Annotated in this window: 14 protein-coding genes and 2 tRNA genes; 5 read left to right on the top strand and 11 right to left on the bottom strand. The window is 71.3% G+C overall.

Going from position 1 to position 15,051, the window contains the following annotated elements; all coding sequences use genetic code 11:
- Window positions 1–42: 42 nt before the first annotated feature.
- Window positions 43–1,356 carry a replication-associated recombination protein A gene (locus BMX97_RS07700; protein WP_091747590.1) on the bottom strand — a complete coding sequence of 438 codons (1,314 nt, stop codon included), beginning with the start codon at window positions 1,354–1,356 and terminating at the stop codon, window positions 43–45.
- Window positions 1,357–1,523: 167 nt separating this feature from the next.
- Here BMX97_RS07700 and BMX97_RS07695 point away from each other — a divergent pair, with 167 nt between their 5' ends.
- Window positions 1,524–2,573, top strand: coding sequence for a hypothetical protein (locus tag BMX97_RS07695; protein ID WP_091747587.1), 1,050 nt, complete (start codon window positions 1,524–1,526; stop codon window positions 2,571–2,573).
- Between the two features lie 112 nt (window positions 2,574–2,685).
- Here BMX97_RS07695 and BMX97_RS07690 read toward each other — a convergent pair whose 3' ends face one another.
- The 3 genes from BMX97_RS07690 to dnaK form a co-directional block, all read right to left on the bottom strand.
- Window positions 2,686–3,276: a class I SAM-dependent methyltransferase gene (locus BMX97_RS07690; RefSeq protein WP_091747584.1), complete on the bottom strand. Its 591-nt coding sequence runs from the start codon at window positions 3,274–3,276 to the stop codon at window positions 2,686–2,688.
- 214 nt (window positions 3,277–3,490) lie between these two features.
- Complete coding sequence (gene dnaJ / locus BMX97_RS07685) at window positions 3,491–4,669, bottom strand: molecular chaperone DnaJ (RefSeq protein WP_091747581.1); 1,179 nt, start codon at window positions 4,667–4,669, stop codon at window positions 3,491–3,493.
- Between the two features lie 147 nt (window positions 4,670–4,816).
- Entirely contained in the window at window positions 4,817–6,736 is a 1,920-nt protein-coding gene (dnaK, locus tag BMX97_RS07680; RefSeq protein ID WP_091747579.1) for a molecular chaperone DnaK, read from the bottom strand.
- A 427-nt stretch (window positions 6,737–7,163) separates the two neighbouring features.
- Between dnaK and BMX97_RS07675 the strand changes: the two genes are divergently transcribed.
- Window positions 7,164–8,165 (top strand): hypothetical protein, encoded by a 1,002-nt coding sequence (locus BMX97_RS07675; protein ID WP_091747576.1) that lies wholly within the window; start codon window positions 7,164–7,166, stop codon window positions 8,163–8,165.
- Window positions 8,166–8,537: 372 nt separating this feature from the next.
- Here the strand turns inward: BMX97_RS07675 and BMX97_RS07670 are convergent, their stop codons facing one another.
- On the bottom strand, window positions 8,538–9,236 hold the full coding sequence (locus tag BMX97_RS07670; protein ID WP_280142789.1) for a YqgE/AlgH family protein: 699 nt from the start codon (window positions 9,234–9,236) through the stop codon (window positions 8,538–8,540).
- Window positions 9,237–9,416: 180 nt separating this feature from the next.
- Here BMX97_RS07670 and BMX97_RS07665 point away from each other — a divergent pair, with 180 nt between their 5' ends.
- Complete coding sequence (locus BMX97_RS07665) at window positions 9,417–9,899, top strand: peroxiredoxin (RefSeq protein WP_091747574.1); 483 nt, start codon at window positions 9,417–9,419, stop codon at window positions 9,897–9,899.
- A 48-nt stretch (window positions 9,900–9,947) separates the two neighbouring features.
- Here the strand turns inward: BMX97_RS07665 and BMX97_RS07660 are convergent, their stop codons facing one another.
- The 6 genes from BMX97_RS07660 to BMX97_RS07635 form a co-directional block, all read right to left on the bottom strand.
- Window positions 9,948–10,382 carry a type II toxin-antitoxin system VapC family toxin gene (locus BMX97_RS07660; RefSeq protein ID WP_091747571.1) on the bottom strand — a complete coding sequence of 145 codons (435 nt, stop codon included), beginning with the start codon at window positions 10,380–10,382 and terminating at the stop codon, window positions 9,948–9,950.
- Entirely contained in the window at window positions 10,379–10,678 is a 300-nt protein-coding gene (locus BMX97_RS07655; RefSeq protein ID WP_091747567.1) for a hypothetical protein, read from the bottom strand. The genes BMX97_RS07660 and BMX97_RS07655 overlap by 4 nt, the downstream gene beginning before the upstream one ends.
- Window positions 10,679–10,845: 167 nt before the next feature.
- A tRNA-Gly gene (locus BMX97_RS07650) sits at window positions 10,846–10,920 on the bottom strand.
- A 28-nt stretch (window positions 10,921–10,948) separates the two neighbouring features.
- A tRNA-Gly gene (locus BMX97_RS07645) sits at window positions 10,949–11,023 on the bottom strand.
- Window positions 11,024–11,142: 119 nt separating this feature from the next.
- Complete coding sequence (locus BMX97_RS07640) at window positions 11,143–11,613, bottom strand: NUDIX domain-containing protein (RefSeq protein ID WP_091747564.1); 471 nt, start codon at window positions 11,611–11,613, stop codon at window positions 11,143–11,145.
- A 17-nt stretch (window positions 11,614–11,630) separates the two neighbouring features.
- Window positions 11,631–12,329 carry a fumarylacetoacetate hydrolase family protein gene (locus BMX97_RS07635; protein ID WP_091747561.1) on the bottom strand — a complete coding sequence of 233 codons (699 nt, stop codon included), beginning with the start codon at window positions 12,327–12,329 and terminating at the stop codon, window positions 11,631–11,633.
- A gap of 137 nt (window positions 12,330–12,466) precedes the next feature.
- On the opposite strand from BMX97_RS07635, the gene BMX97_RS07630 reads away from it, so the two are divergent.
- Together BMX97_RS07630 and BMX97_RS07625 are read left to right on the top strand one after the other, a co-directional pair.
- Window positions 12,467–13,930, top strand: coding sequence for an FAD-binding oxidoreductase (locus tag BMX97_RS07630; RefSeq protein ID WP_244538322.1), 1,464 nt, complete (start codon window positions 12,467–12,469; stop codon window positions 13,928–13,930).
- The gene (locus BMX97_RS07625) at window positions 13,927–15,009 is read left to right on the top strand and encodes a hypothetical protein (protein ID WP_091747559.1); all 1,083 of its coding nucleotides are present in this window, start codon (window positions 13,927–13,929) and stop codon (window positions 15,007–15,009) included. Before BMX97_RS07630 ends, BMX97_RS07625 begins: the two co-directional genes overlap by 4 nt.
- The last annotated feature ends 42 nt before the right edge of the window (window positions 15,010–15,051 follow it).

Raw genomic sequence — 15,051 nt, 5'->3', positions numbered from 1 at the left:
ACGCGGGCAGTTTCGCGCGCGATCGTCACCAAACCGTCACACCTACTCGCCGCGCGCCCGGGCGGTGCGCGCCTCCTCCCACCAGTCCAGCCGCTCGGCCACCCGGCGCTCGAAGCCGCGATCGGTCGGGGTGTAGAAGCGCTGCCGGCCGAGGCGCTCGGGCCAGTAATCCTGGCCCGAGAAGGCGTCGGGCTCGTCGTGGTCGTAGCGGTAGCCCTCGCCGTAGCCGAGCTTGCGCATCATCTTGGTCGGCGCGTTGAGGATGGTGCGGGGCGGCGGCAGCGAGCCGTGCTCCTTGGCGGTGCGGGTCGCGGCCTTGTAGGCGGTGTAGACCGCGTTCGATTTCGGCGCGGTGGCGAGGTAGATCGCGGCCTGCGCCAGGGCCAGCTCGCCCTCCGGCGAGCCCAGGAAGTCGAACGCCTCCTTGGCGGCGTTGGCCACCACCAGGGCCTGCGGGTCGGCGAGCCCGATATCCTCCACCGCCATCCGCACCAGCCGGCGGGCGATGAACAGCCGGTCCTCGCCGGCATCGAGCATCCGGCAGAGGTAGTACAGGGCGGCGTCCGGGTCCGAGCCGCGGATCGTCTTGTGCAGCGCCGAGATCAGGTTGTAGTGGCCCTCCTGCGCCTTGTCGTAGATCGGCGCGCGGCGCTGGATCAGCTCCTGCAGCAGGGCGGCATCCAGGATCTCGTCGGGACCCGCCGAGCGCCAGACCTCCTCGGCAAGCGTCAGCGCCGCCCGACCGTCGCCGTCGGCCATCCGCACCAGCACGGCGCGGGCCTCGGGCGCGAGGGGCAGCGCGCGGCCGGTCACCGCCTCGGCCCGGTCGAGGAGCCGGGCGATCGCCGCCTCGTCGAGGGCGCGGAAGACCAGCACCCGGGCGCGCGACAGGAGCGCGGCGTTCAGCTCGAAGGACGGGTTCTCGGTGGTGGCGCCCACCAGCGTCACGGTGCCGTCCTCGACCACCGGCAGGAAGGCGTCGAGCTGGGCCCGGTTGAAGCGGTGGATCTCGTCGACGAACAGCAGAGTGCCGCGCCCCGCCGCCCGCCGGGCGCGGGCCGCCTCGAACACCTTCCTGAGTTCGGCCACACCGGAGAAGATCGCCGAGATCTGCTCGAAATGCAGGTCGGTCTCGCCGGCCAAGAGCCGCGCCACCGTGGTCTTGCCGGTGCCGGGCGGCCCCCACAGGATCAGCGAGCCGAGGTTGCGGCCGCGCAGGAGCCGGGTCAGCGCGCCCCCCTCCCCGGTCAGGTGCTCCTGCCCGACCACCTCGGCGAGGCCGGTGGGCCGCAAGGTGTCGGCGAGGGGGCGGGGAGCGTCGCGGTCGAGGCCCGCGGAGGCGAACAGGTCGGACATGCCCGCATCAAGACCGGCCGGCCGCGCCGCCGCAAGGGGCGGCGCGGCGCCTCCGGCGCCTCGCCCACCGTCGCGTGGCGGCGGGCCGCCCTGCCGGCCGAGCGGCCCCGCCCGCCCGCGGTCCCCGACTCTCTTGCCGCGCTGCGGTCTTCGGCCTAGCAAGCGGCATGCGATTCAACTTCAACGTCGTCGGCCCGGCGAGCTTCGATCTCTGGATCGCGCCCGACGACATGCGCCGCACCCCCCGCCTGCGCGTGGTCCTCGACCGCACGCGGGAGGCCGTGATCGAGGCCTGGGTCCACTACCCGCAGCTCAAGGATTTCGGCTGGCACGCCCACGGGATCTGCGGCTTCAAGCTCGACGGCGAGAGCTGCCCCGGCCTCGACCAGGCGTCGCAGTTCGACATCTTCGACGGCGACACCAACATCCTGCTCTACCGGCACCGCGCCGGCGCGGCCTACCGCCAGGCCCGCGTGCTGGCCCTCGACTACACGATCGGCCAGGACAACCACGCCCGCGACATGCTCTTCCCGGAATTCGCCTTGTCGTATTTCGGCATCCACGACATGCACTTCGACCTGTTGCGCTGCGTCATCGACATCAAGTACGCCGACTCGATGCTGCTGCAGGGCAGCCTGCTGATGAAGCGCTACGAGGACGTGGTCCAGGCCGGCGACTACGTGAAGACGATCCTGGTGGTCGATCCGTACGTGGAGCTCGCCAAGCGCATCCTGTGGCTGCGCCGGATGGCGGAGATCGGCAAGGACCCGGTCCAGCAATGGCGCGTCGACCACCTCCAGGGCCCCTGCGCCTTCGCGGCCGGCCTCGACCTCGGCAACGTCTCGGCCCTGCGCAAGGGCTTCGACCGGATCGACATGGAGACCTACAGCTGGCTCGAGAACCCGCTGACCCGCGACCTCTCCTGCGCCGTCCCGGGAGAGGCGATGAAGCCGGGGCACTGGACGCTGGCGATCGACACCCTGTCGCGCTTCCACGTCATCGGCCACCAGCACTTCTGGGGCGCCTATACGGCGATGCTCGCCGACGTGCTGAAGCTCGAGGGACCCTCCCTACCCGAGCGCCGGGTGCCCGAGCCGGTGCTCGAACTGGCCGAGACCCTGAGCCGGGTGAAGAACACGATCGGCCTCGTCGAGATGGACATCAACCTCAGCGACAAGGTTTACACGATCATCGAGGCGCAGTGGGAGAAGCCGTGAGGCGCGGGCGGGTCGCGCAGGATCGCCGACGTTCGGTCCCGCCGCGACCTCGGCGATGGGGCCGCCGGCTCGATGGCCGGGCGCCGTCGGCCCGGTTCGCGCGGCGACGCCGTCAGGGCCGGCGGTACACCCACACCCGGGCCGGCGGCAGGTTGAGCCAGACCTTGTTGGAGCGGCTCGCCGTGTAGGTGGTGGACTTGGCCGGGATCGGCGGCACCACCGCGTAGGTGAACTGCACGAACGGCGCGTCCGGGTGCATCAGGTCGTGGGCCGCGGTGAGCAGGTCGAGGCGCTGCTCCAGGGGCTTGGTGAAGAGCGGTAGGCTCGAGATCGTGGCGCAGGCCCGCTCCGCCACGACGCCCTCGAGGGTGGCGCGGATGTCGTAGGCGTCGCCCTGCAGCACCGTGGCCTTCGGGAAGCGCCGGCGCAGCAGCTTGCAGAAATCCGGGTTGTACTCGACCAGGACCAGGCGCTCCTGGGCGATGCCGCGGCGCACGAGCGCGTCGGTCACCGGCCCGGTGCCCGGCCCGAGCTCGATCACCGGGCCGGTCAGGCGCGGATCGACGTAGGACGCCATGGTGCGGGCCAGCATCCGGCCCGATGGCGTCACGGCACCGGTGACCAGGGGCCGCTCGAACCAGGAGCGCAGGAACCGCGCCTCGTCCTCGAGGATGTCGCGCTTCGGCGACCTCGGGTGAGGCATCGAGCCGGAGACCGCGATGGCTTTGGCCCTGGATCGGCGAGGCAAAGGCAAGACCGAAGACCCTTGAACACGCGAAAAGTCGATTGATGAACGGCTGTCGTTCAAAGGCGCCTCGCCGTCAAGCCTGACACCCCCGCCCGAGCGCCGCGAACCCCGCAATCCCGCTCGCGCGGGTGAATGCGCAACGGCTGCATCGGTTCGCGGCACCCCGGCCTCAGGCGCGGCCGGACCCGCTCAGCCCGTCGAAGAACTCCTTCACCCGCGAGAAGAAGCCGGCGCTCTCCGGGTGGTTGTCGGCCTGGTTGCCGTGGGTGTCGAATTCCTGCAGCAGCTCGCGCTGGCGCTTGGTGAGGTTCTGCGGCGTCTCGACGAAGACCTGGATGTAGAGGTCGCCGACGTCGCGGGCGCGCAGCACCGGCATGCCCTTGCCCTTGAGGCGGAACTGCTTGTTGGTCTGGGTGCCGGCCGGGACCCGGACCGAGGTATGCGAGCCGTCGATCACCGGCACGGTGATCTCGCCCGAGAGCGCCGCCGTCACCATCGAGATCGGCACGCGGCAGAACAGGTCGGCCCCGTCGCGCTGGAAGAACGGGTGCGGCTTGATCGACAGGAAGATGTAGAGGTCCCCCGCCGGTCCGCCGCGCAGGCCCGATTCGCCCTCGCCGGCCAGGCGAATGCGCAGGCCGTCGTCGACGCCCGCCGGCACGTTGATCGAGAGCGTGCGCTCGCGGGTGACGCGCCCGGCGCCGGCGCAGGCCGTGCACGGGTCCTCGATGATCTCGCCGCGGCCGTGGCAGGCCGGGCAGGTGCGCTCGATGGCGAAGAAGCCTTGCGCCGCCCGCACCCGGCCGTAGCCGCCGCAGGTCGGGCAGGTCTTTGGCTTCGAGCCGGCCTTGGCGCCCGAGCCGGCGCAGACCTCGCAGGTGACCGAGGTCGGCATCTTGATCGTCTCGGTCTTGCCGGTGAAGGCTTCCTCGAGGCTGATCTCCAGGTTGTAGCGCAGGTCGGCGCCGCGCTCGCGGCCGCCGCCCGGCCGCCCGCCCGGCCCGGCCCCCGGGCGTCCGCCCGGACCGGCCCCGCCGCGGGCGTCGCCGAAGAACGTGTCGAAGATGTCCGACATGAAGTCGCCGAACTCGTTGCCGAATCCGGGGCCGCCCTGGCCGCCCTGCGAGAAGGCGGCGTGGCCGAAGCGGTCGTAGGCGGCGCGCTTCTGCCCGTCGGACAGGCACTGGTAGGCCTCGTTGAGCTCCTTGAACTTGAGCTCGGCCTCCTTGTCGCCGGGGTTGCGGTCGGGGTGGTAGACCATCGCCAGCTTGCGGAAGGCCGACTTCATCTCGGCCTCGGTCGCGGTGCGGGCGACGCCCAGCACCTCGTAGTAGTCGCGCTTCGACATTCCTGTCCCCGGCCCCGCCGTACCCCGTCGGGCATCGTCCATACACGTCCGGTCCCCGGCACCGTTTTCGGCGCCGAGGACCGGGTCGCATCGCAGATCACTGGACCGCACGGATCTCAGATCCGTGCGGCAACCTCAAGGCGTGTTTTACGCCCGCTTCTTCTGGTCCTTGTCGTCGACCTCCTGGAAGTCGGCGTCGATGACGTCGTCCTTCTTGGCCTCTCCGCCCGGGGCGGCGCCGGCAGCGGCGTCCGGAGCGGCCTGGCTCGCGGCGTACATCGCCTCGCCGAGCTTCATCGAGGCCTGCATCAGGTCGGTGGTGCGGGCCTTGATCTGCTCGACGTCCTCGCCGGCGAGCGACTGGCGCAGGGCGTCGATGGCGGTGGTGATCGCGGCCTTGTCGGAGGCCGGGACCTTGTCGCCGTGCTCGGTCACCGACTTCTCGGTGGCGTGGATCAGGCTCTCGCCCTGGTTCTTCACCTCGACCAGCTCGCGGCGCTTCTTGTCGTCGGCCGCGTTGGCCTCCGCCTCCTGCACCATGCGCTGGATGTCGGCGTCGGACAGGCCGCCCGAGGCCTGGATGCGGATCTGGTGCTCCTTGCCCGTCGCCTTGTCCTTGGCCGTCACGTTGACGATGCCGTTGGCGTCGATGTCGAAGGTCACCTCGATCTGCGGCAGGCCGCGCGGAGCCGGCGGGATGCCGACGAGGTCGAACTGGCCGAGCAGCTTGTTGTCGGCCGCCATCTCGCGCTCACCCTGGAAGACCCGGATGGTGACCGCGTTCTGGTTGTCCTCGGCCGTCGAGAACACCTGCGACTTCTTGGTCGGGATGGTGGTGTTGCGGTCGATGAGCCGGGTGAACACGCCGCCCAGCGTCTCGATGCCGAGCGACAGCGGGGTGACGTCGAGGAGCAGCACGTCCTTGACGTCGCCCTGGAGCACTCCGGCCTGCACCGCGGCGCCGATCGCCACGACCTCGTCCGGGTTGACGCCCTTGTGGGGCTCCTTGCCGAAGAAGGTCTTCACCTGCTCCTGGACCTTCGGCATGCGGGTCATGCCGCCGACCAGCACCACCTCGTCGATCTCGGCCGCCGAGACGCCCGCGTCCTTGAGCGCCTTGCGGCAGGGCTCGATCGTGCGCTGCACCAGGTCGTCGACCAGCGACTCGTACTTGGCGCGGCTGAGCTTCAGCGCCAGGTGCTTCGGGCCGCTCGCGTCGGCGGTGATGTAGGGCAGGTTGATCTCGGTCTGGGTCGCCGAGGACAGCTCGATCTTCGCCTTCTCGGCGGCCTCCTTGAGGCGCTGGAGGGCGAGCTTGTCCTTGGTCAGGTCGATGCCCTGCTCACGCTTGAACTCGGCCGCCAGGTACTCGACGATGCGGTTGTCGAAATCCTCGCCGCCCAGGAACGTATCGCCGTTCGTGGATTTCACCTCGAACACGCCGTCGCCGATCTCGAGGATCGAGACGTCGAAGGTGCCGCCGCCGAGGTCGTAGACCGCGATCAGGCCGGCCTTCTTCTTGTCGAGGCCGTAGGCGAGCGCCGCCGCGGTCGGCTCGTTGATGATGCGCAGCACCTCGAGGCCGGCGATCTTGCCGGCATCCTTGGTCGCCTGGCGCTGGGCGTCGTTGAAGTAGGCCGGGACGGTGATGACCGCCTGGGTGACCGGCTGGCCGAGATGGGCCTCTGCGGTCTCCTTCATCTTCTGCAGGGTGAAGGCGGAGATCTGCGACGGCGAGTAGGGCTTGCCGTCCGCCTCGACCCAGGCGTCGCCGCCGTTCGAGCGGGCGATCTTGTAGGGGACGAGCCCCTTGTCCTTCTGCGTCATCGGGTCGTCGTAGGTCCGACCGATGAGGCGCTTGATGGCGAAGAAGGTGCGCTCGGGGTTCGTGACCGCCTGGCGCTTGGCCGGCTGGCCGACGAGCCGCTCGCCGTCGTCCGTGAAGGCGACGATCGACGGGGTGGTGCGCGCGCCTTCCGCGTTCTCGATGACCTTGGGCTGCGTGCCTTCCATCACGGCCACGCAGCTGTTGGTGGTGCCAAGGTCGATGCCGATGACTTTACCCATGGTGGGATCCCTCGTTGGTGTTTTTTAAGCAGACCGCCGAGCCCCGAAGCAGCTCGGCCCATGGCGGTACTTGTCGAATGGTTTGAGCTCGAATGGGTTGAGCCTGGGCGGGCCGGACCGGACCGCGCCTCGCCGGAGGCCGGCGAGCGGGGGCGTTCCCGCGCCGAGCCCGATATAAGAAGGGGATTTCGGGCCCGCAAGGCGAGCCGGCGAGGCGAAAGACCCGGTCGGCGCACGCCGTTCGCGGCGGCGCGAATCCGGCCGTCCGGACCGGCCCGGTCCCGCGTCTCGCGGCGCCGCGTCCCCCCGGGCCTGCGGTCAAGCCGCCACGACAATGTTGCGGGCTTGCCACGCCCGTGCCACGGACCGCATGCTAGGACCCTGCGGAACGTCCGTCGCCGTGCCGCGTACCTGTGCCTGGAGCCTGATGCAGCCCGTTCGCCCCTTCCTCCGCCCGGTGGCCCTGCCCGCTCTGGCGGCCCTGCCCCTCGCGGCGGTCCTGATGGTGGCGCCGGCCCCGGCCTCGGCCCAGTCGTTCCTCGAGGAACTGTTCGGCATCGGCCGCGCCGCCCGCCCGCCGGTGCCCCCGGCCGCGGTGCCGGGCGGCCGCGGGCCCCTGGAGCCGGGCGAGGCGCCCCCCGAGGCCGCCCCCCGGCCGGCCCCCGCGCCGCCCGCGCCGCCCAAGCCCGTGGTGCTGAAGATCCCCAACGACGATGCGGTGCTCGGCCAGGACCTGCAACAGAACGGCAATGCCGGCTCCCTGCGCCTCGATCGCGCCGGCGCCGGCTACACCGCCCGGGTGACGCTCGCCGGCACCAAGGTCTCGCAGCCGACCGAGTCCTGCAAGGTCGCCCTCGGCGACGGCCAGCCCCTGACCCTCGCCGACCAGGGCAAGCCCAACGGCGTGACGCAGCTCGCCTCCGCCGGCCCGGCCTGCCCGCTGCGGTTCGAGATCCTCGAGGGCAGCGTGATGGTGACGCCGCTCGCCGAGGCCGAATCCTGCGTCTTCACGGCGTCCGACTGCGCCACGACGCCGAAGGGCCTGTGGGGACCGGGCGCCGCCGCCCTGCTGCCGCGGGCGCAGGAATTCGATTCGGCCCGCGGCGTCGCCGACAAGGCGGTGCGCGAGAACTACAAGGTGATGACCCAGCGCGCCCGGCGCGAGGACGTGCGGCCGATCGTGACCGAGCAGGCCGCCTTCTCGGCCGACCGGGAGCAGATGTGCCGCGCCTACATGCGCGAGGGCGCGCACGGCTTCTGCCACCTGCGCTTCTCCGAGGCCCGAGCCCTGTCCCTCGCCACCCGCCTCGGCCTGTCGGGCGCCGCCCCGACCGCGAGCGCCGCCCCGCGCCCGGCGGCCCGCAAGCGCCCCGCCCCGGCGGTGGAGGGGACGAACCCGGGCTTCGAGGCCGGCGCGCAGGACCAGTAGCGCGCTGGGGCCCTGATGACCGAATTAACGGCCTAAAGCAGCGCCCGGTTGTAAATCCACAAGACACGACGCTGATGGATACGGTACGCCAGGTCCTCGACCGGTCGTAAGCCATCCCCTTTTCCCGGACGACTGAAGCGTCAGCGGAAGGAGATCCGGGATCCAGCGCAAGGACTTGCCGTGAAGCGGCTCTGCATGCTGCACCGTTGCAGACACAAAGACGCTTCGCGACTTCTCATGCTGGATCCCGGATCTCCTTCCGCTTCGCTGCAGTCGTCCGGGAAAGGGGTTGGCCCGTCACGGAACGTCGGCCTCCCGGCATGCGCATCCGGCCGTGTCGTATGCCGCACAGCAAAGCGATCGGGTGCTGCTCTAGGCGTGGCCGGCGGTGGCCGACAGCATGGCCGGCTCGATGCCGATGCCGCGCAGCGCCCGGTCGTACTTGGTCTCGAGGGCGGTGTTGAAGATCAGCTCGGGATCGGCCGGGCAGTGCAGCCAGCCATTGGCCTGGATCTCGCTCTCGAGCTGGCCGGCCTGCCAGCCGGCATAGCCCAGCGCCAGCACGGCGCTCTCCGGGCCGCGGCCGTCGGCGATCGCCCGCAGGATCTCGATCGTCGCAGTGAGGCAGATCCCGTCGTCGATCAGCAGGGTCGACTGCTCGATGTGGAAATCGGGCGAGTGCAGCACGAAGCCCCGGCTCGACTCGACCGGGCCGCCCATCAGCACCGGCATGTGGCCGATGCGGTGGGGCAGCCGGATGGCGTCGTCCTTCCCGATGATGTCGAGCTGCACCAGCAGGTCCGGCATGTTGAGGTCGGAGGCCGGCTTGTTGACGATGATCCCCATCGCCCCTTCGGCGGAATGCGCGCAGAGATAGATGACCGAGCGCGAGAACCGCTCGTCGGCCATGCCAGGCATCGCGACGAGGAGCTGCCCGTCGAGGTAGCTCGGCGCGCCGCGGGGCGAGGCGTCCGCGCCCTCGACGTGCGGACCGTTCGCCCCGTCGGCGGGATCCTGCGAAGGATCCTGGGAGAGAAGGTCCTGAGGAAATCTGCTGCGCATGGCGTCCATGCTACCCCCCGCTCCGGCGTTGTCCATAGCCCGCCGCCGGGGGTGAACGCGCACCGGCGCCCGGCGGCTCCCGTACCGCTTGCCGCGGCCCGCCTCGACTCCCCCGGACGGCCGCGCTAGACCCCGGCCGGGCTCGAGGCCCCGGCGGGGCCGGCCCGGAATGGTTCCAGGAGACCCACGATGACGATCCAGGTCGGCGATCACCTGCCGCAGGCGACCTTCCGGGTCATGGGCCCCGAGGGCCCGGCGCCGAAGACCACCGACGACGTGTTCAAGGGCCGCCGGGTGGTGCTGGTCGCGGTGCCGGGCGCCTTCACGCCGACCTGCCACCGCAACCACCTCCCCGGCTACGTCACCCGGCGCGACGAGATCCTGGCCCGCGGCATCGACGCGATTGCGGTGACCTCGGTCAACGACGTGTTCGTGCTGGAGGCCTGGTCGAAGGCGGCCGGCGCCGAGGGCATCGAGTTCCTGGCCGACGGCAACGGCGACTTCGCCAAGGCGATCGGCCTCGACATGGACGGCACCGGCTTCGGCCTCGGCATCCGCTCGAAGCGCTACGCCATGCTGGTCGAGGACGGCGTGGTGCGGGTGCTCAACGTCGAGGATGCGCCGTCGAAGGCCGACCTGTCGGGGGCCGAGACGCTGCTCGCGTCGCTCTGACCATCGCCGCAAGTCCCGCCGGCCGCGGCCGGCGGGGCGCCCGAGTCGTCAATGGCTCACAACCCGGACCGGGTTCAGGATGGCGAGCCCGGCGAAATCCCTCTCGTTATCGGTGACGACGACACACCCATTCGCTTCGGCGACAGCGGCAATGATGGTGTCGAGTGCACTGCGCGGCCGTCCGGCAGTCTTGCCGTCTGCCATCATGCGCGCCCATATCAACCCCGCTCTCGCGTCGAAGGGCAGGATGCGGCCCGCAAACAATGCCCACGGTCCTTCCGCACCGGCGAACCATTGGGCGAGGGCGTCGCGCTTCCGACCTGGCGGCTTCTCGAGGATGCCGCGCTGGATTTCGGCAATCGTCATCGAGGCGATGAAAAGGTCGTCGTCGTGCTGCGTGGCCATCCAGGTGAGCAGGCTTGCGGACGGGGTCGGCTTGACGAGGTTGCTGATGATGTTGGTGTCGAGCAGGTAGCGGATCACAGGTCGACGATCCGCCCCTCTTCGCGTGGCCGATCGAGATCGAGATCGGCACCGACGAGCGGGGACCGGCGCAGCGCCGCGAGGATTCCGCCGCGCTTCGACCGCTCCTGCGTGATCGCACGATCGACGAGCGCGCGCAGTCGTTCGGCCTCCGGCCCGTCCTCGGCCAGTCGCCGCGCCAAAGTCCGGATGAGGTCGCGATCCGCATCGCGCCCACGTACCTCGAAACGGGCGATGCCCTGCGGATCGCGGGCGGCCCGCACATTCTGGCGCGCCGGCTTGCAAGGATCACTCACGGTCGCTCTCCCGATCAGGGCATGTAATGTGACTATGTCGGGCAGGGTGCACAAGCTCGGCTTCGCGCAGGAGCGATGCGTCGGTCGACGGCGGTCATGCCGAGTTCGGTAGGGCGCCGAGAATGCTGACGCCGGCGGCGTATCTTCAACGAAAATTTGCACTGAAATGGAGCGGGCGAAGGGATTCGAACCCTCGACCCCAACCTTGGCAAGGTTGTGCTCTACCCCTGAGCTACACCCGCCCAAACTCGTTCGGCCTCGTGGAAAAACTGGAGCGGGCGAAGGGATTCGAACCCTCGACCCCAACCTTGGCAAGGTTGTGCTCTACCCCTGAGCTACACCCGCTCGCTGTTTTCCGTCGGCGTCACCGTGGCGGCGCCGATGAGCGGCATAAACACCATTCCGCCGGGGAGCGCAAGAGGTTGCGGAGCCGGCTCCGCGGTGTCCTCCCGGCAGCCCCTTCCCTACCAGGTCGAGGCCGGCGGCAGGCCGTCGCGGATCTCGGCGAGGCGCGCCCGGGTCGCCGTAGTGGTCTCCGGCGGCAGGGCGTCGAGGGGGAAGAAGCCGCTCTCGGCGATCTCGCGGTCGGGGCGCTTGGGCTCCGGCACCGTGAAGGCACGGGCGACGTAGAGCGCGACGTGGTCGCGCCCCGCGCCGATCCGGTTGAGGTAGAAGCCGTGCAGGATCGGCGGCGTGCCCGGATCGAGGACGATGCCGGTCTCCTCGCGGAATTCCCGGGTCACGGCGTCGAGGGCCGTCTCGCCCGGCTCGATGCCGCCCCCCGGCAGGTGCCAGCCGGGCATGTAGGTGTGGCGCACGAGGCAGACGCGGTTCTGCGCGTCGATCGCAGCCCCGCGCACGCCGAGGGTCATCCCCCGGGTGACGCGCCAGACGAGGTGGGCGGCCCGCATCATCAGGGCCTGTCGGCGCGTCATCCCGGAATGTCCCTGTCCTAGACGACGGTCAGGCGGATCTCGCCGACGCCCTCGATCGCCCCGACCATGGTCTGGCCGCGGGTGACCGCGCCGACGCCCTCCGGCGTGCCGGCGAAGATCACGTCGCCGGGCTCGAGCGCGAAGTAGGTCGACAGGTAGGCGATCTGCTCGGCCACCGACCAGATCATGTCGGAGAGGTCGCCCTTCTGGCGCACCGCGCCGTCGACCGACAGGGTGATGGCGCCCCTGGCCGGATGCCCGATGACCGAGGCCGGCTTCAGGGTGCCGACGGGCCCCGAGAGGTCCGAGGCCTTGCCGAGCTCCCAGGAGCGGCGCAGGGCCTTGGCGTCGTCCTGGAGGTCGCGCCGGGTCATGTCGAGGCCGACGCCGTAGCCGTAGACGTGGTCGAGGGCTTCCTCCACCGGGATGTCGCGCCCGCCCTTGGCGATCGCCACCACCAGCTCGACCTCGTGGTGGTAGTTCTCGGTCTTGGGCGGATAGGGGTGCTCGACCGTCTCGCCGTCCGGCACCACCTGGAGGGCGTCGGCGGGTTTCATGAAGAAGAACGGCGGCTCGCGGGTCGGGTCGGCGCCCATCTCCCGGGCATGGGCGGCGAAGTTGCGCCCGACGCAGTAGACCCGGCGCACGGGAAACAGGTCGTCGGTGCCTTGGATCGGGAGCGCGGTGCGCGCCGGGTTCGGGATCACGGAGAGCATGGGGCTGCTGTCTCGGGCGAAGTTTCGCGATGGGCCGCGCATCTTGGAAAAAGCGCCGGCCGACCGTTATCTAGAGAGTGGTTCCGTGGTGCGCCATCCCGCCCCGCCGCAACCCCCTCCTTCGTGATGCGCCCCCCGTGACCCACAGCCTCATCGCCACCCTGGCGGCCCGCCTCGGGCCCCCGCACGTCCTCACCGACGCGACCGACGTCGCCCCCCACCTCGCCGAGACCCGCGGCCTCTATCGCGGCGAAGCGCTCGCGGTCCTGCGCCCGCGCGACACCGCGGAGGTCGCCTTCGCGGTCCGGGCCTGCGCCGAGGCGCGGGTGCCGGTCGTGGCCCAGGGCGGCAATACCGGACTCGTCGGCGGCGGCGTGCCGTTCGGCGGCGTGGTGATCTCGCTCGCCCGGCTCGACCGGGTGCGGGCGATCGACCCGCTCGACGCCACCATCACGGTCGAGGCCGGCTGCGTCCTCGCCAACGTCCAGGCTGCGGCCGACGCGGCCGGGATGCTGTTTCCGCTCTCGCTCGCCTCCGAGGGCTCGTGCCGCATCGGCGGCAACCTCGCCACCAATGCCGGCGGCACCGCGGTGCTCGCCTACGGCAACGCCCGCGAGCTGACGCTCGGGCTCGAGGTGGTGCTGGCCGACGGGCAGGTCTGGAACGGCCTGCGCGCCCTGCGCAAGGACAATTCCGGCTACGACCTCAAGAACCTCTTCGTCGGCTCGGAGGGGACGCTCGGCATCATCACCGCCGCCGTGCTGCGGCTGCACCCCAAGCCCGCCTCGAAGGCGACCGCCTTCCTGGGCCTCGCCTCGGCCCGCGCGGCGCTCGACGCCTTCGGGGCCCTGCGCGCCCGGCTCGGGCCCCGCCTCACCGCGTTCGAGTACGTGCCGCGCTTCCCCCTCGAGGTGGTCCTGCGCCACCTGCCCGGTGCCGTACGGCCGCTCGAGGGCGACCACCCGTCCTACGCCCTCGTCGAGGTCTCCTCGCCGGCCCCCGACGCCGACGAGGAACTGGAGGCGCGCTTGGGCGAGCTGATCGAATCCGGTCTCGTCGCGGACGCGACCCTGGCCCGGAGCGAGGCGCAAGCGGCGGCCCTGTGGCGCCTGCGCGAGAGCCTGTCGGAGATGCAGGGCCACGAGGGCGGCTCGATCAAGCACGACGTCTCGGTGCCGGTCTCCCGGGTGGCAGAGTTCCTGGAGCGGGCGACCGAGGCCTGCGAGGCGGCGATGCCGGGGGTGCGGGTCTGCCCCTTCGGCCATTTCGGCGACGGCAACATCCACTTCAACCTGACCCAGCCGGTCGGGGCCGAGAAGGCCGCCTTCCTCTCCGAGTGGCCGCGCTTCAACCGCATCGTCCACGACATCGTGCACGCCATGGACGGCTCGATCGCCGCCGAGCACGGCGTCGGCCTGATCAAGCGCGACGAGCTGCCCCGCTACAAGGACCCGGTCGCCCTCGACCTGATGCGCCGCCTCAAGGGCGCCCTCGACCCGCATGGCCTGCTCAACCCCGGCAAGGTGCTGGCGGCGGAGGGCGCGCCGGAGGCGTTCCCGGCCAAGGGCGGCGCGGCGGCCCGCTCCGGCACGGCCGCATGATCTCGCTGTTTCGCCAGGCCTCTCCGACGCCGGCCGGCCTCACCGCGGCGGCGCTCCTCGGCACCTTCGAGAGCCTGGGCGACAATTGCGAGTTCGGCATCGCCCAGCGCTACGCGGGCATCGATCCGCTCGGGCTCTTCCGCCTCTCCTCGGCGCCGGTCGCCGACCTCACCCACGCGGTCGAGACCCGGTTCTCGCACTATGGCGGGCCCGACGACATCGAGGTTCGGGTCGGGGCCGGCGGCTACCTCTTCTGCCACAGCCGCCGTTACGGCTTCGCCTATCATACCGGCGACACGGCGCCCCGCACGGCGCCGGCCGCCATCCTCGACCGCGAGATCCGCCGGGTCGCCTACCTGAAGGAGCGCCTGCTCGCCGACCTCGCGGCGGGCGACAAGATCCTGGTCCGGAAGGGCCCGCCGGGGGAGAGCGAGGCCGCGGTGCGGCGCCTGCTCGCCGCCCTGCGGGCGATCGGCCCGGCGACGCTGCTGCGGGTCTGCGCGGCCGGTCCGGAGGATGGCGGGATCGGGCCCGGCCGCGTCGTCTGGCGCGGCGAGGGGCTGATGCAGGGTACGCTGCCGCATTTCGCCCCCTACGCGGCGGCGACCGATGCCGACCTCGCCGGCTGGCTCGCGGTCTGCGGTCGGGCCTACGCGCTGCGCCACAGCCTCGTCGAGGCCCCGCCGCTCGCGCCGTCCGGCCCGCCGGTCTTCTCGGCACCCGAGGAGACCCGCCACGTCCTGCCCACCGCCGCGCCGGCGCCCGGCACGCTTCTCGGTGAGCACCCGGTCGCCGGCCTGCGGCCGAACCGCCTCCACGTCGTCTCGGCGGAGATCCGGCTGCCCGAGGACTTTTCGGGTACCCGCGCCGCCGTCACGATCGCGGACGGGGCGCTGCACGCCCGCCGCGACGCCGATCCCGCCCGCCGCGGCACCTGGCAGACGGTCTACGCCGCCACCCGCACCCGCAAGCGCCAGAGCGAGGCCACGATCGGCCTGATGCTGGCAGGCCCGGCCGGGACCACGGTCGAGATGCGGGACTGGCGGGTGGCGGAGGGATGCCTGCCGGGGGTGGCGTGAGGCCGAAGGACCCGAGCGGAGCCGTGCGGCCAGGCTTCGCCG

Source organism: Methylobacterium sp. ap11, from assembly GCF_900110515.1.
Lineage (GTDB): Bacteria > Pseudomonadota > Alphaproteobacteria > Rhizobiales > Beijerinckiaceae > Methylobacterium > Methylobacterium ajmalii.
The sequence above is the reverse complement of the archived record's forward strand: the minus strand, read 5'-3'. Positions and strand labels throughout refer to the sequence as shown.